The following is a 21270-nucleotide window of genomic DNA, read 5'->3' on the forward strand; positions in this document are numbered from 1 at the left end:
ATTGTCCGTACCTTCAGGCACATAAACTGCCGTAAGAAGGACCGGTGTCCGCAAATGCACTGCCGGTTGGTCAATGTGGCTGTCATGAATATGGCCAGGCGTCCTGGACTCTAGGTCACGGCGAATACGTTTGCAGAGTTCGACTCCGGACAGGCCTCGGGCTTCTGGTCATGGGTGTTCAGGTCTGCCCCAGAGAGAATATCGCTCTTTTCAGGAAGTGGGGATTTTCGCAGGATACGTGGCAGGCATGCTCCGGCGTGGTGAGCCCTGACCGCTAAGTCGCAGGTATTTGTCGACAACCAGAATGGACACCAGCTCCTCCATTTTCGCATCCATAAAACGGCTCGCGTGGTGGTTCGCGTTACGCACGATGGCCTCGGCTTTTTCAGGGTTTTCCCGGTAGTATTCTGTTTTCTCCACCAGATCAGAGTAATCGTCTTTGAGCTCCACATAGTGATAGCCCGGAATGAGCGTTCCCTCCATGAACCAGGTTTCAAACCGCGGACGTCTCATCAGACACAGCGAATTGGAAGCCATGATCCATTTGAGATTGGTGGCGACATCGATTCCTTCCAGACTCACCACGAACTGATATTTCAGTTGCTCTTCCACGCTGAGGAAGTCGCGGTGATAGCCCAGGGCTTGTGGTTCCTTGTGAACCGTACAGCCAACATTGCAGAGTGGATGGTCGGCATACTGACGAGCAAATTCGATCCGGTGCGGCTGGTTGGATTTTCCCCGCCACACAGCCATTGGCTTTTTCTCCCGGAAGGCCAGAGGGTCCGGAACAAAATGATAATGCCGGACCGTATTGAGCTTCAGAATGACTGAATTACGATTAGAGGAATCTCCGGTTATCGGTCTGCTTTTCAGCATCCGGGCCTCTGCCGGCACCTCGGTAACATCGCCAAAAAGGTAGCTGAGCTTCAGGTGGCCGGGAAAATATCGGGCATGATTTCTGAAATCACAACTGTAGGCGCTGCTCTTCCCTTTGGAGGAAAAGTCTTCAATGGGCTCGGCGGTCGCCGGCAATGGGAATCTGTGCTCCAACTGGTTGTAATAGTTCACGCGAGCCTGGATGTTGGCCTGCTGATCCGGACTCATGCGGGCGAATTCCGCCAGCAGCCGTCTCCCGCGCTGACGCCAGACGAGAGGGGGGATCATCGAGAGCAGGGCATTGCGGGCATAGAAGCAGATCTTGTGGAGGCCTCTCGAACTCGTCTTTCGGTACTTCATGGAATTCATCCCGCTCAGCTCACTGGTTGACCCTTCAAATGATCGCATTCCCATGTGACTGCTCTGTTGCAATCGCACCGTTCAGCGCCTGATGGCAGCGCGGGTGTGGCTGGAATGCCGCCACAGCGGCCTCAAGAAAATATCAGGAAAACAGCAGGCTTTTATCAAACCTGATCAGGAAAAGAACTGCGCGGGGTTTGTAACGTCAGGTGTTGCGGCGGGGTTATCCGGAGATAAGAGAAGACTATTGGATTACATCTCGAAACCCGCGGAAGATGTCCTGCGGTCCTGGATTTCATCTTTGTCAGCGGCTGCTGTGAGTTGGCCTGGCCGGTCGGGAAAGCTTCTCTGAAGGCCCAATCGATTTCGGACCTGCTCTGGACCCAGCCCTTCTGCCCGATGCCTGAAAGGATGGCCCTGGGCAAGTTCAGTCCAGGGTGGGCCATAGCTGCCGGCGGATCTGCGCCATCCGGTCCAGCTGCTGCTGGTAGGGCGCCAGCTGTTCTTTTATTTCATCAGTATGGCCGATCCCGATATTGCCCTTGGACTGAGCCGGGTCAAAGCGCGGTTTGCTGACCTGTCCCGGCTCGACGCCGATAAAATTGCAGAGGACGTTTTTTGCCTTGTCATGATCCTGGACGAACCATTCGAAGGGCATCGCCAGGAAGCGGTCTTCCGGCAGTTGTTTCTTCAGCTCCAGCAGGCTTTCCAGCTTTCGGGTCAGGCCAGTGAACAGATAGTCGATGGGGTCTTGCTGGTAGCCGTTGCCCTCATAGAGCGGATCCGTTTTTGGTTTGCCCAGGGTTCCCTGCCTGACAATGTCCGCGAACTGATCGATCGGGTCCCTGTGGACTCCGACAAACCGGAAAGGCTCAAAAACCTCCGGCCAGACCTCGTGATGAGCGCCGATCCAGACTGGCTGGTTCCACACCAGGATATCCCTGTCTCCCGCTACTCTTTTACCGGTTTCCTGGATCCACCGGTTCATATGAGATGTGGAGGCAGGAGCTGCACCTCTGCGCAGGTCATCGCTGTACTTTTTGAGGTGTTCCAGTTTCAGCAGATTCTGGTCAACCCTGTATTTGAGGGCCCGACTGCCGGATTTTCTGCGCTGGGTCAGCCATGCCCGGGGCAGGCGTGCAAACAGGGTTTCCAGCCGCATCCTCCGAGCAATTTTAAGAGCCTCCTCTGGAGCGCCTGCGGTCAGCATGCTTCCGATACGGCCTTCCCGTTTGAACTCGGTGAACTCCCCCGGGGCAGCAGAGCATTCAGGGTGTCCCTTGAGGTAGTCCACGATGGCGCTGGAGCCGGAGCGGTAAATGCCGCAGACAAGAACGTTTAATGGGGGATTGGACGGCATGGGGCTCCTGCTCCGGTTAAAGACGAATGGATCTGGTGTCAGTCGCCGATGTCCGTCGCCGGGCTGGCCAGGAATTGGGACACGATCACGGGGCTTCTGAACGGGTCAAGCCAGCGGGATTTTACCTGTGGCAGCTCCCCCTTCAACAGATTTTCCAGTTTTTTTGCCAGAATGGCGGCATCTCTTTCCACCAGAAAATCTTTCAGGTCTCCCCTGAAAACCTCCCGCACCCCCTGGTTATCCACGGAGACAATCGGCGTGTCACAGGCCAGGGCCTCAGTCAGTACGATGCCCAGGCCTTCATACTCAGAGGCAAGTACAAAAAGATCCGCGCCGCGCATCCAGGGATAGGGGTTGGTCCGCTTGCCAGCGAAAATCACCCGTTCCCGGATACCCAGGGTGTCTGCCTTCTCTTCCAGATCTTTACGGCGGGGACCCTCGCCGACAATAACCAGCTTCTGGTCAATCTCCGCCCTGGCAAACGCTTCCAGCAGCAGGGTATGGCCCTTCTGGGGCACCAGACGGGCCACATTCAGGATGTAGGGTTCACCCGGTAGATCGGGTTCTGACTTTTCGGCCAGTTGCCGGATCTGCTCCACCGGGCAGGGATTGGTGATGACCCTCAGGCTCTTTGGCCTGATGCGGCCCAGGGCAAAGGCCTCTTGCGCGGACTCCCTGACGCCAGAGGACACGCAGGCAAGATGACGATCATGAAACACCAGCTTCCATTCCAGCTTTTTCTGCCAGAGCGGCCGGTCGTAGTGGATGACGTTTTCCAGCACGTAGATGGCGCGATCATCCCGGAAGGACCAGAAATATTTGAAAGTGCCCAGACCCCGGAAAACAATCCGGTCGAATCGGCCGAAACGCTTCTCCAGAGAACTTATACGGATCCTGAGCAGCCATCCGTTCAGCCAGCCCGTCCAGATAAAATGGGATCTTGGCAGCAGCACCCCCAGCACCAGTCGGGACAGAAGAAATACCGGAATGCCCACGATGGATTTGAGCAGGGCTTTCTGTTGATCGTGATGGTGCAGATGCACCGCCGGGTCGGCAGGCTGCAGGTCATTGGGCTGGTTGCGGCAGGACAGCAGATGGCTCTCATGGCCCTCTTCGGCAAAGGCATCCGCCAGGTTAACGGCGACCCGTTCCATGCCGCCCATCTTCAGGCTGTGAATGACAACCAGTGTTCTCATGCCGGTCCGGCCGATTTCACAATGCCATTGTCCGCCCACCACCTGCGGTTGTCCTTCACGGCTTTGCGGATGGCGCGGTTTTTTGCCCAGATTTCCGGTTTTGAATAGCCCCGGGGGTGGTCCAGGTGCAGGCACACGGTGCTGTAGCGGATCTGCTTTGACTTGTGACCATAATTCCACAGACGCTCGCCCAGCTCCCGGTCCAGCCCGCCATACTGCATGTCTTCGTTGAAGCCATTGACTGCAATGAGGTCTTTTGTCCAGGTTGAGCTGTTCATGCCGTTCCAGCTGGCGGCTGTCGGCGTGAAACTGTTAAGCAGCCTCTTCCAGAGTGCGGAGCTGGAGAGTTTCCACAGTTTGTGGCTTCGGCGCTGGCCATGGGCAATGAGCCAGCGGGGATCGAAAATTTCCCCGGAGGCTATGTCTTCTTCGGAAATCTGTTCCGAGACCGGCATGGTGAGCTTGATGTAGCCGCCGGAAAGAAAGTAACCCGGCTCTGCCAGGTGCTGGTGGGTAGCGATAAAATCCGGCTGCGGTATGCAGTCGCCGTCGGTAAAAATCAGGTAGTCGCAGTCGGTCTGGGCGATGGCCCTGTTGAGAATCTCGCATTTGCGAAAGCCCCTGTCCTCGTGCCACACGTGATCAATCTGCAGTATGCCCCTGGCACGGAACTGGTCAATCACTGCCCGGGTCTCGTCGGTTGAGCCATCGTCAGCGATTATGGTCCGGAAGTCGCGGAGGGTCTGGTTTTCGTAACCGGTCAGGACCTTGGTGAGCCAGAGCGGAGAGTTGTAGGTGGTGATGACCACCCCGATGTTTTTCGGAGACATTAAACGGCCCGGATTACGTTGGGGGAACTTGAAAGCGATTCAGTGCAGGGATTATACAGTTTTTGGCCAGGGAGGCGCACCGCCTGGAGGGTAGGGTGTTGTACCAACTGCTGGCTCAGCCTTTGCAGACCTTGCCAGGCGTGTAGGGGTTGATTTCGCCTGCAGGGCGGTGCCGGAATCGTTTGTATTCCCACTGGTACTGTTCCGGAACCTGGCGGACGCAGCTTTCAACAGAGAGGTTGAGTGCAGTGGTTGCGACCAGAGGGTCCGGGTCGTCCAGCCCCGGCTCCGGCCTCTGTATCACCAGGCGGAACCCCTCACTGTCCTTGAGGCGTTCGGCGTAGACCATCAGCGCGGTAGCGCCGGATTTCTGCAGCAGTTTGGAAACCAGGGTCATGGTCCGCACTTTCATGCCAAAAAAAGGCGCATGTACGTTGCCTTTTCCCCTTGGGCTCTGGTCCGGAAGGATGCCGGCAATGCCGCCCTCCCGGAGCAGGGTGACGAGGCGGGCAAGGCCCCGCCGGTCTCCGCGGACCAGCTCGGAACCCAGACGGCCCCGCACGCCGATCATGTAATCTTCAAATTCCGGCAGATTGGGGGGGCTGTACAGGGTGGCCATGCGATATCGGGCGGAAAAATACAGTCCTATCAGCTCCCAGTTTCCCAGGTGGGGAGCCACCAGAATCAGGCCTCTGTCATTCTCCAGCGCTTCCTGCACCAGTTCCTCCCCCTGGATTTCGCGGATGAGTTCCAGACAGCGCTCCACCGGCCATTCCCAGATCATCGGGATTTCCATCAGGGTCTGACCGGTGTGGCGCAGGCTGGAGCGAGCCAGTCTTTTTCGTTCCCCGTCGCTCAGCTCGGGAAAGCAGATCTCAAGGTTGACCTTTGTCACCTCCCTGGCCCGGGACGGCAGCCACCACCCCAGCATGCCCAGGGCCCGGCCGATGCGCTGTGCGGTGCGCAGCGGCAGCTTGCCGGCCAGTTTGAGGGCCAGCGCGAGGAGCTTCATTTTCATCTGGGCCATGATGTCTCGGCACGTCATCGTGTTGTCGGAATGAGCCGGAAGCTATCACCATAAATACGGTCCGGCAAGTCAGAGCTTTTGTGCATCCCTCCACCGTCCTTTGCGGCCGGCCAGCTCCCACCGGATTCGCAGATGAAAGCGCCTGATCTTTCGTGATACGTACCGTCTGCGCCACGGTCTCAGGATCGCAAGTCTGTTCGGGACGGCGGGTGCGCCAAGGCCGTCGATGAGGAAGAGCTCAGGCTGCGGCCCGGTTTCCGCCACGACCAGGTTGTGGGGCAGGAGATTGCGGGTGAGAATGCCGGTTGCTGCGAGCCATGCATCAAACCGCGCAATGGCAGCTTCAATGGCCGGATCCAGTCTCTGGTCCTGCAGGTAGCGCTCAAGGGTTTTCGCCGGCATTGCCCGACTATCGAGAATGAGCTGGCTCACATTGGCTTTCCCCCGGGAGGTCTCCGTGGTCCCGTAAAATCGCGGCAGATGGGCCCAGACCAGCTCTTCCCGCCCCTGTCCCAGCAGATTCCGGATGGCGGATTGGTGGTAAGCCGCAAGCTCCTGCTGATTGTCGTCAGGCCGCCTCCGGCCTGGCAGCGTGCGGACGACGGATTGTTGCCTGGTGCGAGCCTCGGGACGGACGACCTTCAGGCAGAGGTCAGGGTTATCCGGATGACGGAAACAGTCCCGGTTGGCGCCAGAGGCAAAAGGTTTGCTGTTGCTCAGATCGATCATGGGGCTGGCCGGTACTCTGGATGCTGGTGGCTGAAAGAGGCTGGCAGTCGGTCTTTCCGCAGAACGCAGAATATCAGATGCAGGCGGCGTACACAGCCAGGGTGTTTTCGGTCATGGCATCCAGGGTGAGGCTGGTTTTGGCCGCCTGCCGGGCTTCCTGTTGCTGGCCTGCTTCGAACGTCATCCCTCGCATCAGTCCGGCCAGGTCATGCGGGTTCGAGGTGGGGCAGATGAACCTGGGATCAAGGAATTCATTGGCTATGGGGACGTCAGTGGCCACCACCGGCTTTTCTGCCAGCAGGGCTTCAGCGAACACGTAGGAAAAGCCTTCCCGGCGGGAGGAGATGACCACCGCATCGGCCAGGTCCATCAGCGCCCCGGTATCAGACCGGTGGCCGAGGAGCCGGATGCGATCCTGCTGGGCACTGGACTGAATCAGCTGCTCCAGTCGCGCCCGCTCAGGCCCTTCTCCGGCAATCCAGAGAGTGCCGGGCACAGTGCTGAAGGCCTCGATCAGGATATCAAAGCCCTTGGCCGGCACCAGGCGTCCAACCGCCAGCCACAGAGGGGTGGCGGGGGGTGGCGGGACAGGTTCTGACAGTTCCCGGGCCCCTGGTGGTGCATCAATGCCGTTGTACACCACGGAAACATTGTCCGAGCCTATGTGCTCGGCCAGGCCCCGGCTCACCGCAATGATGCGACAGAAAGCGGAGGCGCGGGGGTAGCGGGATTTGAAACCATGTATGGTTGCTACACAGGGCTGACGGGGGAAGAGGGTTTTCAGCATCCCGGTTATCTGGGCCGCCTTGCTGCCCTGGGCGTGCACCAGATCAAACCCGCCATTTTTCACCAGGGGCGCCAGAGAAAATAGCAGGAGGGGGTTGAAACGGGACGCTCCGGCGGGGATCGGAACCGCTCTGACTCCCTTATCAAGGCGCGGATGGTAGGCCGAGAGGGACGCAAAATGTATCTCATGCCCCCGCTTTGCAAGGCCGTTGGCCAGGTCCGTAGCATGCTTTTCCATACCTCCGGAGCGGCCGTCCGAGGTTGCCAGAATAACAAGTATTCGCATGGTGTGGGTTATTCCTCTCGCCGCTGCCGAAGCAGGTCCTGGTAGACCTCCAGGGTTGCGCTGGCCTGATTCTCAAGGTGAAAACGCCCGGGAAGCATGATCTGGTGGTCCGTTTTATCGATCAGCTCCAGGACCTTGCGGGCGAAAGCTTCAGTGTTGTCGGGCTCCACCAGCCCGGCCGGAAAGCAGGCCTGCAGGGTCTCTCCTGCGCCGCCCCGGTCAAAGGCCACCACTGGGGTTCCGGATGCCAGGGCCTCGGTAACTGTCCTTCCAAAGGGCTCCGGTTTGGTGGACATGTGGCAGACAAGGCTGGACAAAAGATAAAATTCGGCGATGTCGCTGCGCTGGCCGAGGAAGGTAACGGCCTGTTCCAGGCCCAGTGCACGCTGTTGTGCCTTTAGCTCTTTCATGAATCTGTCTTTGCCCGGCTCGACCCCGCCAATGACAATGCCGTGACAGTCAGGCCTTGCCCTGATGATGGTGTTCATTGCCTTGAGAAAAAGCGCGTGGCCTTTCCATCGGGAGATCCGGCCAGGCATCATGATGATGCGTTTGCCCCGTAGCTGTGGGTGTTCCTGCAGCAGTGTGTCGAGCCAGCCGCTGTTCAGGGTGCGTTCCCGGAAGCCGGCGACATCGACCCCCCGTTCAATCACTGTCAGCTTCTCCGGGTCTACAGAAAAATTGCTGAGTACATAGTCCTTCACGCAGGTGGAGACGGCTATTACATGCTGGGCTCTGGCCATGACGGCGCTGTAGGGGTTGACCGAATACATGCCATGAAAAGTGGAAACAAGCACCGGGCGCCTGTCTTCGGGAAGCCCTTTCCATGCCATCCAGGTGATCCAGGCGGGCATGCGTGAGCGAATGTGGATCACATCAGGACGAAGCTGCCGCAGAAGCTCACGCATGGGCCTGACCTGGCGCAGGGAAACAACCGACTTGCGGTGGACCGGCATGGTGATGTGGCTTGAGCCCTCACGCTCAAGTTGCCCCACCATGGGGCCGCCACTTGAGAGCACAAAGGACTCATGGCCCCGTTTGACAAGTTCGGCGGCAAATTCAACGGTGCCCCGTTCGACACCGCCGCTGTACAGGGCTGGCAATACCTGCAGAATCCTCAATGCCCCTCCCCCTTCAGCAGATTCCGGATTGTCCAGCGAGCCGCTCTGTCCGCTTCCCAAAGAGGGATGGGTGTCTCCCGCTGAAGACTCATGATGGCGTGATGATCCTGCCAGCGGGCGAGCCGGTCCCTCGCGACCAGGTCTTCGACGCTACGGGCAATTCTGCTGGAGGGCTGTGGCTGGAGTCCGAAAATGCCCACAGGCAGGCCGGCAGTGAGCGCTTCGTAGACCATGGACCCGCTGTCGGGTGTGACCCAGGCAGCGCGGCAGCCGGCCAGGGCATGGGCCAGCCAGTCTTCATGGGTACGCTCGGGATCGGCCACGGTCACCCTGGGGCCGGCCAGTTCTTCCAGCCGTTTCTGCACAGCGGGAGGTGTGCGTCGGGATCCACTGAGGGTCCAGCGCCATTCAGGATACTCCTGCATCAGTTGCAGAAGCTGATCGAGGACGAGGTCCCCGTCCCATTTATAGTGCTTTGAAGGGCCGCCTATCAGTGCCAGGGCTTCAGGCTTGCTGGTGAGTTTCGCCATGGGGGTCATGGTGTTGATGACACCTTCAGTAACAAATACGCGCCTGCCAGGTTTAACTCCGTCGTGCTCGGGAATGATCGCCCCATCCACCAGCCAGAGAGGAAAGGAAGGCTTCATCAGGACCAGAGTGTTCGCGCCTCTTTTGCGTCTCAGAGCGAGTAGCAGTCGGTGAGTGGCAGCCCCTGCGGCGACGATCAGATCGGGACGGGGCAGGTCCAGCGAGGGCGAAGCACCCACCAGGGCGCGCCAGGCAGGCACCCGGGTATCTCTGACGTCGATCCAGTGAAGTGATGCGCCAGCGAGCACCCTCAGCCGGTTGCCCAGGCCCTTGAGCTGATTGCGATGCCCGGGTTTGTGGTCGGTCAGTAGCCAGACCACTGGCGTTTTTCCCGCCGCTTCCTTTCCCTCTCCCTGGGCCCGGGTCACTTGCGTTTTTTCCCGTAAAAGCGGGGCTCATCCGGGGAAGGCCGGGTCTTGAAGCGCCGGTGCATCCAGAGATACTGATCCGGATGGCGGCGTATCTCCCGCTCGATAGCGGCATTTACCTGTGTAGCGTCAACCATGTCATCCCCGGAAGGGAAGTTCTCCAGGGGCTTCTGGAAGTATATGTCGTAGCCGATTTCGTCTTCCCGCCGGAAGTGGCTGAATGGAACGACGGCACAGCCGCTGCGCTCGGCAATCCGTGAGGTGGTAGTGATGCTTGCCGCCGGCACGCCAAAAAAGGGCGCAAAAACGGTGCCCTTGCGGCCATAGTCCTGGTCTGTGGCATACCAGATGATCCGGTTGGCTTTCAGGTTTTTCAGCAGTCCGCGCAGATCCCTGCTGCCCAGCACCTTACCGTACCGTCTTTCCCGCGCACGGGTCATGACTGCGTTCATCAGCGGATTGTTGTGATCCCGCTGCATTACGTCCGCCTCGATGAACTGGGTTACAAGGCTGCCGCCAAGGTCGAGGGTGCTGTAATGGCCCCCCAGAAGAAGAATGCCGTTGCCTTTTTCCAGAGCTGCATCCACATGCTCCAGGCCGTGCACCCGGGTGATGGGCAGGAAGCTGGCGGGGTCCCGGAACCAGGCCAGCCCAATCTCCATAATGCCTATGCCGTTGGAGCGAAAGCTCCTGCGAACCAGTGCCGCCTGCTCATCAGCGGACAGCTCGGGAAAACACAGGCGGATGTTGGTGGCGGTAATTTTTCGCCTTGATACCAGAAACCGGTGACCAAGTTCTCCGATCCAGGCTCCCAGGCGCCACTGGGCTGCGAGGGGCAGCCGGGATATCAGCCAGATGATTCCCACAAGCAGCCAGGTGGGCCACCATTTCGGATGCAGGTAGTTTGAATAGCGGGTGTCCCGGGTTTTATTTCTTTTTTTACTCACGCTGGTTGGGGGCCGTCTGGTGGAAGTGGGGTTATGTAATCTGGCAGCAGTTTAGCAGCCACTGGACCGGGTGCAGAAGTCCGCAGCTTCTGGAAATCCCGAAAGCAGGGACTGGTTCCATTCCTTGAGCGAATTCACGCCATTTTATGTAGGATAATGGCCGGATCGGCAAGCACGGAGTCATAATGCTTCACTTTTTTTATTCCCTGTTTTTTCGTCTGGCGCTGCCTTTTGTTCTGCTGCGTCTCTGGTGGCAGGGGCGGCATTCTTCCGAGGCTCTGGCCAACTGGCGCCAGCGGCTGGGCTACCCGGAGCCGGAGCCGGAGCCGGTTATCTGGGTGCATGCGGTTTCGGTGGGGGAAACCATAGCCGCCTCGCCCCTGGTCAAGGCCCTGCTTGCACGCAACCCAGACATTCCCATTCTCGTGACCGCCATGACCGCGACAGGAGCTGAGAGGGCGAGAGCGCTGTTTGGCTCCAGAGTCCGCTATTCGTTTTCACCCTATGATACCCCCGGAGCTGTTCGACGTTTTATGGACCGGGTGAACCCCCGGGCGCTGGTGATCATGGAAACCGAACTCTGGCCCAACATGATTGCCCTTTGCCGGCAGCGCAATGTGCCCATCTTCCTGATAAATGCCCGCCTTTCCGAACGCTCTGCCCAGGGTTACCGGCGTGTGCGTTCCCTGGTTCGCCCTCTGCTGGGCAGTATCAGCTGGATCGCGGCCCAGGCCGAGGAAGACGCGGAACGGTTTCTGTGTATTGGTGCCCGTCCCCAGTCCGTTTCGGTCACCGGCAGTATCAAGTTCGACGTGGAGGTTACTCCAGCCATTCGGGAGGCTTCAGCGGGGCTCAGGCGGGAGGTGCTTGGAGCTGGCCGACCGGTCTGGATTGCGGCTAGTACCCATGAAGGAGAGGACAGTCAGATTCTGGAAGCACACCGGCGGGTACTGAGGGCCTGTCCTGAGACTCTGCTGGTGATTGTTCCCCGGCACCCGGAGCGGTTTGACGATGTCGCCACTCTGGTGGTGCACGCGGGGCTTAGTCTGGCAAGGCGTTCGCGGGGCGAGGCGGCTCTGGAGTGTCAGGTGTATCTGGCCGATACCATGGGAGAGCTGTTCATGCTGTATGGCGCGTCGGACATGGCATTTGTCGGCGGGTCACTGATCGAAAGGGGCGGCCACAATCCGCTGGAACCGGCCGCATGGGGTATCCCGGTGTTGTCCGGACCCCATGTTTTTAACTTTGAAACCATTTATGGTCGACTGGCCAGAGGCGATGCTCTGGCGTCCGTCGGCGACTCGGCATCCCTGGGTGACTGCATCCTTGAAATCATTGCCAGTCCCGCGCTGGCAGCCAGCCTTGGCGGCAACGCGCTGGCGGTGGTGGAAGCCAACCGGGGCGCGCTGGAGAAAGTGGTCAATGGCATCGTTGAACGGGTGTGAGCGGTGCGGGACCAATCAGTTGAGTATTGGCTCCCCGAGAGTTTCGTCCTCGGTTGCAAGGGCCTCAATGCCGGGGGCACTGGCACTGAGCCACTCGTTGAGATCGAGCAGGTCCTGGGGACTCAGGGTTCCAGCGGCCTGCTTCAGGCTCAGAGTGTTGATCACATAGTCGTAGCGGGCATTGGCGAAGTCCCGCAGGGCGATGCGGTAATTGCGCTCTGCATCCAGCACTTCGACGATATTGCGGGTGCCGACGTCATAACCGGCCCGGGTCGCCTCCAGTGCGCTGCGCCGGGAGACGATGGTCTGCTCAAGAGCGGAAGCCGATTCGATATTGGTGCCGACGGTGCGGAACAGGCTGCGGGCATTGACCCGGACATCCCTGCGTACCGTCCGTAAAGACTGTTCGGCCTGGTCCACCAGCGAGCGCTGCCGGCGCACGCCGGCCTGTGTGCCGCCGCCCAGATAGAGCGGGACATTCAGAGAGAGAGTGATTGCCGCATCGGTGCTGTCGGAGCCCCCGGATGTCTGATTGACGGCAAGGCCCCGCCGCTCAAGTCCTCTGATAGTGACATCGGTATAGGAGGCGGTCAGGTCAAGGGTCGGGTAGTGCCCGGCCTGGGCCCGGTCAAGAGTGGCCTCGCTGGCATCCACCCGGTACATGGCCGACCGTATCTGCCAGTTCTGCTGCAGGGCGATATTTTCCCAGGCGGACGGATCCATCGGTTCGGGGCGAGCAAGCGGGAAGGCCTGTTCCAGATTGTCCAGATTCTCGGGGTATTCCCCGGTAAGCCGGGCGAGCCTCTCCCGGGCAATGTCCAGGTCGTTTTCCGCTGCGATGCGCTGGCTGGTGCTGTCGTCGAAGCTGGCGCGGGATTCATAGACTTCGGTTATTGCGATCAGCCCGACTTCATAACGCTCCTGGGTCTGTTCGTACTGACGGCGGATGGCCGCTTCCGTGGCGCGGGCCGTGGTGAGTGTGTCCTTTGCCCGCAAAACGTTGAAGTAGGCCGTGGCAACATCGAGAACCAGTTGTTGCTGAGCCAGGCTGTAGTCGGCCCGGACGGACTCACTCTCGAATTTGCTGGCCTCGAGTCCAAACCAGAGTTCGGCCCGGAATACGGGCTGGGTCAACCGGACACCGTATCTCTGTATTGTATAGCTGTCGGTGGTCAGATCGGTTTCTGTCCTCTCGTGGCCAACGTCCCCAAAGGCGTTGATCTGGGGCAGCAGCGAGCTGCGGCTGACGTCTATGCTGGCCCGCTGGGCATCGAAGGCTGCCCTTGCTTCGGCGATGCTGGAGTCGTAGGACAGAGCTTTTTCATAGGCGTCGACCAGGTCGATCGCAACAACTGATGGTGCGGTGAATAGAGCGATGAGCCCTGAAAGCACTGTTCTTTTCATACAGACTCCGGATTATGCATAAGCGTCATGGCTGGAGATGCTGGGCACGCAGGCGGTCAACATTATGGACAATAATTGCCCTGATCTCTACACTTGCAAAAGGTACCTAACCTGGCTGAAGCCGATGCGTATGCATGTGAGCTCCTGTGGCCTCACCGGGTACTTAGTAATCGCGTCTTGACGGGGTGCCGGCATAGAGCCGGCTGAGACTGCAGTGCAGAACCCGCGAACCTGATCCGGTTAGTACCGGCGTAGGGATTTGAGACCAGAGCCGACGATCTCCGTCATGCGCGACCCAATTTATTCCTCCAATGGGACGCCGTCATGACAACAATACCCCGCTATCTCAGTGATGCAGCCAGCGTTGACGCGGCCGCTATCAGGCCCTTGCCCAATTCCAGAAAAATTTACGTACAGGGAAGCCGCCCGGACCTGCGTGTTCCCATGCGTGAGATCTCGGTCAGTGATACTCCCACTGAGCTTGGGGGAGAAAAAAATGCTCCCGTGATGGTGTACGACACGTCTGGTCCATACACGGACCCCACGGCCCAGATCGATCTCAGAAAAGGTCTTGAGCCGCTGCGGGATGCCTGGATCGACGAGCGTGGTGACACTGTGCGTCTGGCGGACTACACCTCGGACTACACCCGCCGGCGCATGCGTGATCCGCAACTGGACCCCCTGCGTTTTACGGACAGACGCAAACCACGACGGGCGCTACCAGGCCGGAATGTCAGTCAGATGCATTACGCCCGGCAGGGAATCATTACCCCGGAGATGGAATTTGTCGCAATCCGGGAAAACATGAAGCTGCAGGAAGCCCGCGCCCAGGGTCTGGTGGACCAGCAGCATCCGGGCCAGTCGTTCGGTGCCTCGCTGCCGGCCGAAATCACTGCCGAATTCGTCCGTGAGGAAGTGGCGCGGGGGCGGGCAATTATTCCCAACAACATCAACCACCCGGAATCCGAACCCATGATCATTGGGCGCAATTTCCTGGTGAAAATCAACGGCAATCTGGGGAATTCAGCGGTAAGTTCCTCCATTGAAGAAGAGGTGGAGAAGCTCACCTGGGGCATCCGCTGGGGCTCGGATACCGTGATGGATCTGTCCACGGGCAAGAACATCCATGAAACCCGTGAATGGATCATCCGCAACTCGCCAGTGCCCATTGGCACGGTTCCGATCTATCAGGCATTGGAAAAGGTTGGTGGCGTGGCGGAGGACCTGACCTGGGAAATCTTCCGGGATACCCTGATCGAGCAGGCAGAGCAGGGGGTGGACTATTTCACCATTCACGCCGGGGTCAGGCTGCATCATGTGCCCATGACCGCAAACCGGGTTACCGGTATTGTTTCCCGTGGTGGTTCCATCATGGCCAAATGGTGTCTGGCGCACCACACCGAGAGCTTCCTCTATACCCACTTTGAGGACATCTGCGAGATCATGAAGGCCTACGATGTCGCTTTCAGCCTGGGCGATGGCCTGCGCCCAGGCTCCATCGCGGATGCCAACGATGCCGCCCAGTTCGGTGAGCTGGAAACCCTGGGAGAGCTCACCAAAATCGCCTGGAAGCACGATGTTCAGGTGATGATTGAAGGTCCCGGCCACGTGCCCATGCACCTGATCAAGGAAAACATGGAAAAGCAGCTGGAATGCTGTGACGAGGCGCCATTTTATACCCTGGGGCCCCTGACCACTGATATTGCGCCGGGTTACGATCACATCACCTCGGGCATCGGCGCCGCCATGATTGGCTGGTTCGGCTGCGCCATGCTGTGTTACGTCACGCCCAAGGAACACCTGGGCCTGCCCAACAAGGATGATGTCAAAACCGGGATCATCACCTACAAGATTGCAGCCCATGCAGCTGATCTGGCCAAGGGGCATCCCGGAGCCCAGGTTCGCGACAATGCGCTTTCGAAGGCGAGATTTGAGTTCCGCTGGGAAGACCAGTTCAATCTTGCGCTGGACCCTGATACGGCCAGGGCCTTCCATGATGAAACCCTGCCCAAGGACTCCGCAAAGGTCGCTCATTTCTGCTCGATGTGCGGCCCGAAGTTCTGTTCCATGCAGATTTCGCAGGAAGTCCGGGAGTACGCGCGGGACAAAGGCATTGAGGAGATCGCAGCCGTAGACGAGGGAATGAGGGAGAAGTCCGAGCAGTTCCGCGCCACTGGCGGCAAGCTTTACGACAAGGTCTGAGGACGATTCCCCGTGCCCGGCCGTATGGTCGGGCATTGGGGCTTGAAACGCTCCGGCCTGGCCAGCTATTGTTCTGCTTCACCTCAAAGAAGTAGAGCCTCAATGTCCAGGAACACACCAGCCCCCTTCCAGTTTTCCGAAAAGGATGTCGATATCAAGGACCGGGAAACGGTCTTTGACGGATTTTTCCGGATGGAAAAGCTCACGCTGAGCCATGCCCGTTTTGATGGTGGCACCAGTGAGGTGTTCAGCCGTGAAATTTTTGTTCGCGGCGATTCAACCTGCGTTCTGCCCTACGACCCACAGCGGGATGAAGTGGTGCTGCTTGAACAGTTCCGCCCGGGCGCTATTGGCCGCGATCAGTCGCCCTGGCTGCTGGAACTGGTGGCCGGCATGAACGAGCCGGAAGAAAGCCCCGAAGACGTGGCTCACCGGGAGGCCGAGGAAGAGGCCGGTCTGACTTTTGCCGCCATGGAAAGAATCTGCGATTACCTGGTTTCCCCCGGCGGCACCACCGAGATGGTGTATCTGTTCTGTGGCCGGGTGAAAACGGAAGCCGCTGGCGGCCTGTTCGGACTTGAAGTCGAGCATGAAGACATCCGGGCCCACGTGTTTTCCGCCGCGGAGGCTTTCGCCATGGTGGCCGATGGCCGCATTAATAATGCTGCGGCCATTATTGCGCTGCAGTGGCTCGAACTGCACCGTTCCCGCCTGCGCGGTGAGTGGTCCTGATCATGCGCGAATGGACCATGAAGCCGAGACGTTATGTGCCGGATCTCCGGCGGCTGGGAGCCCTCTGTGAGGGTAACTACATGCGTCTTGCCAGGCTCAGGCAGCTGGAAGCGGAAGGCAGGGCGGTGTCCGAATTCGAGTTGCATCGGGGCGAGCAGTATTTCGGGCGGGTAAGAATGCAGGTGCTGCAAACCGCGAGATTTACCGAAACCCTGCTGCTTGAGCAGATTCACAACGCTGGACGGTGGCTCAACAACCCCCGCCTGACTGTTCGCATGTACCACGATGCGGCCATGGTGGAGGTCATCAGCTGCTATCGGGACCGCCAGATCGCAGCGGTCAATGATTACCCCAACCGTTACATGCACCATCCCGATGAAAAAGTTCAGGTAAACGGTTTTCTTGCCGACTGGCTGGAGTTCTGCCTGCGTTTTGGCCATGTTCCGCTGGCCCTGGCCCGCCGGCCCGATGGTAGTGAGGTGGACGAAGGTTGAATGGCTGTCGCATTCATCCTGGGACATAGTTGCTGAATCAGGGAAAGAGAGCCGTTTGTGTGATGGGGTTTCTGGAAACCACTCTCAATTGGCTTTACTCTTGCCCAGGCCATGGTTCAGACAGCAGATAATATGATGCCACTTTCCAGCCGCCCGCCGTTTCGGGTGCTCCAGCTTACTGACCCTCATCTGATGGCTGATCCTTCAGCTTCGTTACTGGGCATTAACACCCGTGACAGTCTGGATGCGGTGATCGGTCAGGTGAAGAAAGACGGTTTCAGTCCGGATCTGATCCTGGCTACCGGGGACCTGGCGCAGGATGGTTCCGACGAGGCCTACCGTATTTTTGCTGACCGCCTGGCCCGCTTTTCCTGCCCGGCAATCTGGATGGCTGGCAACCACGACCATCAGGCAAACCTCAACCGCGCCATCGCGGGGACCAGTTCAGACCGACGCCAGATTCTGCAGGGTGGGTGGCAGTTCATTGCACTCAATTCGTCTGTTCCCGGACACGTCCATGGTGAGCTTGGGGCCGATGAGCTGATTTTTCTGGACACCGCACTGGCGGAACACCCCGAGCTTCCAGCTCTGGTCACGCTCCATCATCATCCGGTGGATATCGGCTGTGACTGGATGGCCGATATCGGGCTTCGAAATCGTGAAGCTTTCTGGCGGGTCATTGACCGCTGGCCGCAGGTCCGGGTTGTGCTCTGGGGGCATATCCACCAGGACCTGGACCGGGAGCGTAATGGAGTCCAGCTGTTGGCCACTCCTTCCACCTGTATCCAGTTTGAAGAAAACTCCCGCCAGTTCTCTGTGGAAGACAAGGCCCCGGGCTACCGCTGGTTCAATTTCCACGAGACCGGTGAATTTGAGACCGGCGTCTCCCGCGCCCTTGAGTTCAGCTATGAGCTTGACTCGGAAAGCACGGGTTATTGACGGAGAAATCTCCTGATTTGGGCTGCAGGCTTTTCATCTCTCCCGCTTTCGGTAAACTTCCCGGAAAAGCAGGACAAGGATGCATCAAATGAGCGAAATTCCAGGCGATCTCAGTTATATCGAAAGCCATCAGTGGGTCCGGGTCGAAAGTGACGGCACCGCGACGGTGGGTATTACGGATTTTGCCCAGCGCCAGCTGGGTGACGTGGTTTACATCGGTGTGCCTGACGTTGGCGTAACGGTGACGGGGGGAGAGGAGGCAGGTGTGGCGGAATCGGTAAAATCCGCCTCAGATGTGTTCAGTCCAGTCACTGGCGAAGTTCTTGAAGTGAACGAAAAGCTTGAAGATGAGCCGGAAATCGTCAATGAGGATCCCTACGGCGAGGGCTGGCTGTTCCGCGTGCGGCTATCGGACCCGGGTGAAATCGACGGGCTCATGGACGCCGAGGCCTACGCCGCGCTTGTTGAGGACGAGGAGTAGTTCCCGTCCGGTATTGGATCACCCGAAGCCTATTCTCTGTTTTTCCGGGAGTCTCCGACGGCTCCCGGATTCCCTCTGCAGGAAGAAAACCATGAAATTTCCCATACTCTATCTGCGCAAGGGGGCGGAGCGTCGCCTGCGGGCGGGCCATCTCTGGGTCTACAGCAACGAGGTCGACACCCAGCGGTCGCCACTCGCCGGTTTTGACACCGGCAGCCAGGCTGAGCTGCGGTCCTCTCTCGACAAGCCCCTGGGCACGGTGTTCGTAAACCCCCATACCCTCATCTGCGGTCGCCTGATCAGCCGGGATCCCTCCCAGGGCATGACCCCTCAGCGCCTGTCCCAGCGCCTGGAGGTTGCCCTGTCGCTGCGTGACCGGCTGTTCGCCGAACCATTCTATCGCTGGGTCTTCGGGGACAGTGACGGCCTTTCAGGCCTGGTGGTGGACCGGTTCGACGATGTGGTGGTGGTGCAGATTTCCACGGCAGGCATGGAGACCATGAAGGAGGCGATTGGCAGGTCCATTCAGCGGCTGGTGCATCCCAGGTCCATTGTGTTCAAAAATGACGGCAAGATGCGGGACGTGGAAGGTCTGGCCAGTTATACCGAGGCCTTCGAGGGGGAGGAGCCCGCCACTCTGAGGGTGCGGGAGAATGGCACGGAGTTCGAGGTTCCGCTGTCCGGCGGGCAGAAAACCGGCTGGTTCTACGATCATCGCATGAATCGCCAGCGTCTGCAGGCCTATGCCCCGGGCAAGCGGGTGCTGGATGTGTTCAGTTACGTCGGGGGCTGGGGCATCCAGGCGGCCCGCGCCGGTGCCGCCCAGGTCACCTGCGTTGACAGTTCCTCCCAGGCACTGGAGTCAGTCCATCACAATGCGGCTCTCAACGGCCTGAGCAACGTGGATACCCTGGAAGGTGATGCTTTTCTGGCGCTCAAGGCCCTGTGTGACGAAAAGGAGAAGTTTGACATAGTGGTGCTGGACCCGCCGGCACTGATTCCCCGGCGCCGGGATCAGAAAGCTGGTGAGCAGGCCTATGCCAGGCTGAACCAGCTGGGTCTGCGCCTCCTGGAGAGGGATGGCCTGCTGGTATCGGCCTCCTGTTCCATGCACCTGTCCCAGGACTCGCTGATCGACATTATTCGCGGCAGCGGCCGCAAGATCGACCGGTTTGTCCAGTTACTGGAACAGGGCCATCAGGCTCCTGACCACCCCATCGTGCCGGGTATTCCCGAAACTGCCTATATCAAGTCCTGTTTTGTACGCTCACTGACCGGCTTCCTCTGAGGCGGATTGCTCTGGCAGCAATCCCTCAAGCCCCTCCCTCAGGGCCTGCGCCAGGGCTCTGGTCTGTCCGATGGTTTCAGCGCTGATATCGGCAGGGGTCTCATGATGGGTCCGCAGGCTGACTGTCAGGGCCGTGGCCTGATCAGCCAGCCTGCCGGCCGTTTCTCTGTCTGGCGCGGCGTCGGGGAGCAGGGTGCTCAGCCAGAGCCCGTGAATATCTTCGACCTGCAGCGCCATGATTTCAAAATCCGTTCTGGCAAACCTGGAATGCCAGAGTGGCATGCCATTGCGAGTCTCTCCCTGCGAATTCTCTTCCCATTCCGCCAGCTTCGTGTCCACCAGCACCTCCAGGGCGTCGGTGAGGGAGGCAAGCGCCACTTCAGGCTGGCTGCGAACCTCGGACAGGGCATGCATGAGAGCAAGGCGGTTGCTGTGCACGCAGACTACTGCCATGTCCCGGTTCAGGCCATGGGCAAGCATTCGCAGAAGCTCGATTCGTCGTATACGCGAATCGAATTGCGCCTCGGGCAGGTTCCCGGGTCTCTGGAAAAGCTGGGAGCGATGCTCCGGGCGCTGATCGATGCCTCCCCAGAGCAGGGTTTCGACAGGGTGGAAGCCCAGGGTTGCATAGAAGAAGTCCGTTGACTGGTGCTCCTGCTGCAGGAACGACGGGGTCAGAGGGACATCCGAATAAACGATTCCGCTGCGGGGATAGCCGGGCACCCGGTCGAGATAGCCTGGCAGAATGGGATGGGCATCTATAGGGTCCCGGTCCTGCTGAGCCTGGGGTGGTTTCATCCGTGCCAGCTGATAGGCCAGTAGCAGGCGGGACCAGGTCTGGTGAGATTCCTGCCACTGTGATCGCGCAGCCATCAGGGTGTCGGCCTCAGGGGTATCAAGAAAGGTCGATACGCTGGTCTGCAGAGTGCCGGTTGCATTACAGGCGGCCTGGCTGTGACGGGTGACCGCGAACTGGATTGCCTCGGAGCTTTCTGTCACCAGGGGTGGGCTGAGCACGGCCGTCTGATCCGGCCCTTCGGTGCAGGCGGCAAGAAGGCCCAACAGCAGGAATAGAGGAAGGCGAGTCATGGCAGGTTCCCTGATCAGTCCCTGAGTGAAATAATTTTCCAGCCATGGCTGCGTGCATGCTCAGCGAGTACTGGATCCGGGTCCACAGCGACCGGATGGGTTACTTTTTCCAGCAGGGGCAGATCATTGTGGGAATCGCTGTAAAACCAGGCCCCTTCGAGGGAAAGGTCCTGATGCTGAAGCCAGTCATCAAGCCGGGCAACCTTGCCTTCCTTAAAGCTCGGAATGCCGGCAACCGCACCCGTATAACGGCCATTGATCATCTCCGGTTCGGTGGCAATCAGATGCTCGATGCCCAGCAGTTCAGCGATCGGCTCGGTAACAAAGTGGTTGGTCGCGGTAACGATCAGCAGCGTGTGACCCTGGCGCCGGTGATCCTCGACGAGAGCCGCGGCTTTTGCCAGCATCATCGGTTGAATTTTCCGGGCGACGAATTCTTCCCGCCACTGCGCAAGCTGCTCGGGTTCGTGAAGGGCAAGAGGTTCCAGCGCGAAGCGGAGGTAGCGATGAATATCCAGGCCGCCGCTGAGGTATTCCTGATAAAAGCGATCGTTGGCCTGCCGATAGATCTCGGCATCAACGATGCCTTCTTCCACGAGGAATTCGCCCCAGGCATGATCGCTGTCGCCAGCCAGCAGGGTGTTGTCGAGGTCAAAAATGGCGAGGGTCAAGGGGCGCTCCTTCTGCACGGTTACACGTCAAACAGTGAATTGACAAAGTGG

General features: G+C 59.1%; 20 protein-coding genes and 1 riboswitch. Of the genes, 7 read left to right on the forward strand and 13 right to left on the reverse strand.

Annotation, left to right across the window (positions count from 1 at the left end):
- Window positions 1–210 precede the first annotated feature (210 nt).
- The 10 genes from LG327_RS07975 to lpxL all read right to left on the reverse strand — a co-directional run bounded on the left by LG327_RS07975 (window position 211) and on the right by lpxL (window position 10474).
- Window positions 211–1236, reverse strand: coding sequence for a glycosyl transferase family 90 (locus LG327_RS07975; RefSeq protein WP_404368181.1), 1026 nt, complete (start codon window positions 1234–1236; stop codon window positions 211–213).
- 427 nt (window positions 1237–1663) lie between these two features.
- On the reverse strand, window positions 1664–2596 hold the full coding sequence (locus LG327_RS07980; protein WP_404368183.1) for a sulfotransferase: 933 nt from the start codon (window positions 2594–2596) through the stop codon (window positions 1664–1666).
- Between the two features lie 38 nt (window positions 2597–2634).
- On the reverse strand, window positions 2635–3792 hold the full coding sequence (locus tag LG327_RS07985) for a glycosyltransferase (RefSeq protein WP_404368186.1): 1158 nt from the start codon (window positions 3790–3792) through the stop codon (window positions 2635–2637).
- Window positions 3789–4622, reverse strand: coding sequence for a glycosyltransferase family 2 protein (locus tag LG327_RS07990; protein ID WP_404368188.1), 834 nt, complete (start codon window positions 4620–4622; stop codon window positions 3789–3791). Before LG327_RS07990 ends, LG327_RS07985 begins: the two co-directional genes overlap by 4 nt.
- A gap of 115 nt (window positions 4623–4737) precedes the next feature.
- Complete coding sequence (locus tag LG327_RS07995; RefSeq protein ID WP_404368191.1) at window positions 4738–5649, reverse strand: lysophospholipid acyltransferase family protein; 912 nt, start codon at window positions 5647–5649, stop codon at window positions 4738–4740.
- A 69-nt stretch (window positions 5650–5718) separates the two neighbouring features.
- Window positions 5719–6378 carry a YrbL family protein gene (locus LG327_RS08000; protein WP_404368194.1) on the reverse strand — a complete coding sequence of 220 codons (660 nt, stop codon included), beginning with the start codon at window positions 6376–6378 and terminating at the stop codon, window positions 5719–5721.
- 73 nt (window positions 6379–6451) lie between these two features.
- Window positions 6452–7450, reverse strand: a complete 999-nt coding sequence (locus LG327_RS08005) for a glycosyltransferase (RefSeq protein ID WP_404368196.1) — start codon at window positions 7448–7450, stop codon at window positions 6452–6454.
- Window positions 7451–7458: 8 nt separating this feature from the next.
- Window positions 7459–8571, reverse strand: a complete 1113-nt coding sequence (locus LG327_RS08010; RefSeq protein ID WP_404368198.1) for a glycosyltransferase family 4 protein — start codon at window positions 8569–8571, stop codon at window positions 7459–7461.
- Window positions 8568–9527 (reverse strand): ELM1/GtrOC1 family putative glycosyltransferase, encoded by a 960-nt coding sequence (locus LG327_RS08015; protein ID WP_404368200.1) that lies wholly within the window; start codon window positions 9525–9527, stop codon window positions 8568–8570. Before LG327_RS08015 ends, LG327_RS08010 begins: the two co-directional genes overlap by 4 nt.
- Window positions 9524–10474, reverse strand: a complete 951-nt coding sequence (gene lpxL, locus LG327_RS08020) for an LpxL/LpxP family Kdo(2)-lipid IV(A) lauroyl/palmitoleoyl acyltransferase (protein WP_404368202.1) — start codon at window positions 10472–10474, stop codon at window positions 9524–9526. Before lpxL ends, LG327_RS08015 begins: the two co-directional genes overlap by 4 nt.
- 185 nt (window positions 10475–10659) lie before the next feature.
- On the opposite strand from lpxL, the gene waaA reads away from it, so the two are divergent.
- Window positions 10660–11919, forward strand: coding sequence for a lipid IV(A) 3-deoxy-D-manno-octulosonic acid transferase (gene waaA / locus LG327_RS08025; protein WP_404368205.1), 1260 nt, complete (start codon window positions 10660–10662; stop codon window positions 11917–11919).
- Window positions 11920–11934: 15 nt separating this feature from the next.
- Here the strand turns inward: waaA and LG327_RS08030 are convergent, their stop codons facing one another.
- Window positions 11935–13323, reverse strand: a complete 1389-nt coding sequence (locus tag LG327_RS08030) for a TolC family outer membrane protein (RefSeq protein ID WP_404368208.1) — start codon at window positions 13321–13323, stop codon at window positions 11935–11937.
- A gap of 171 nt (window positions 13324–13494) precedes the next feature.
- A riboswitch (TPP riboswitch) is annotated at window positions 13495–13599 on the forward strand.
- A 48-nt stretch (window positions 13600–13647) separates the two neighbouring features.
- On the opposite strand from LG327_RS08030, the gene thiC reads away from it, so the two are divergent.
- The 6 genes from thiC (at window position 13648) to LG327_RS08060 (ending at window position 19459) form a co-directional block, all read left to right on the forward strand.
- A complete protein-coding gene (thiC, locus tag LG327_RS08035) occupies window positions 13648–15525 on the forward strand; it encodes a phosphomethylpyrimidine synthase ThiC (protein WP_404368211.1) in 1878 nt (625 codons plus the stop codon).
- Window positions 15526–15627: 102 nt separating this feature from the next.
- The gene (locus LG327_RS08040; protein ID WP_404368214.1) at window positions 15628–16257 is read left to right on the forward strand and encodes an NUDIX domain-containing protein; all 630 of its coding nucleotides are present in this window, start codon (window positions 15628–15630) and stop codon (window positions 16255–16257) included.
- Window positions 16258–16259: 2 nt separating this feature from the next.
- Window positions 16260–16751, forward strand: coding sequence for a DUF1249 domain-containing protein (locus LG327_RS08045; protein WP_404368217.1), 492 nt, complete (start codon window positions 16260–16262; stop codon window positions 16749–16751).
- Window positions 16752–16883: 132 nt separating this feature from the next.
- Window positions 16884–17690 carry a 3',5'-cyclic-AMP phosphodiesterase gene (cpdA, locus tag LG327_RS08050; RefSeq protein WP_404368220.1) on the forward strand — a complete coding sequence of 269 codons (807 nt, stop codon included), beginning with the start codon at window positions 16884–16886 and terminating at the stop codon, window positions 17688–17690.
- Between the two features lie 88 nt (window positions 17691–17778).
- A complete protein-coding gene (gcvH, locus tag LG327_RS08055) occupies window positions 17779–18171 on the forward strand; it encodes a glycine cleavage system protein GcvH (RefSeq protein WP_404368223.1) in 393 nt (130 codons plus the stop codon).
- A gap of 91 nt (window positions 18172–18262) precedes the next feature.
- Window positions 18263–19459: a class I SAM-dependent rRNA methyltransferase gene (locus tag LG327_RS08060; RefSeq protein ID WP_404368226.1), complete on the forward strand. Its 1197-nt coding sequence runs from the start codon at window positions 18263–18265 to the stop codon at window positions 19457–19459.
- Here the strand turns inward: LG327_RS08060 and LG327_RS08065 are convergent.
- Complete coding sequence (locus LG327_RS08065) at window positions 19439–20548, reverse strand: imelysin family protein (RefSeq protein ID WP_404368229.1); 1110 nt, start codon at window positions 20546–20548, stop codon at window positions 19439–19441. The genes LG327_RS08060 and LG327_RS08065 overlap by 21 nt on opposite strands.
- Window positions 20549–20562: 14 nt before the next feature.
- Window positions 20563–21219 carry an HAD family hydrolase gene (locus tag LG327_RS08070; RefSeq protein ID WP_404368232.1) on the reverse strand — a complete coding sequence of 219 codons (657 nt, stop codon included), beginning with the start codon at window positions 21217–21219 and terminating at the stop codon, window positions 20563–20565.
- Window positions 21220–21270: the final 51 nt, after the last annotated feature.

The sequence above is a fragment of the Marinobacter sp. genome (genome assembly GCF_044799475.1).
Taxonomy (GTDB): domain Bacteria; phylum Pseudomonadota; class Gammaproteobacteria; order Pseudomonadales; family Oleiphilaceae; genus Marinobacter.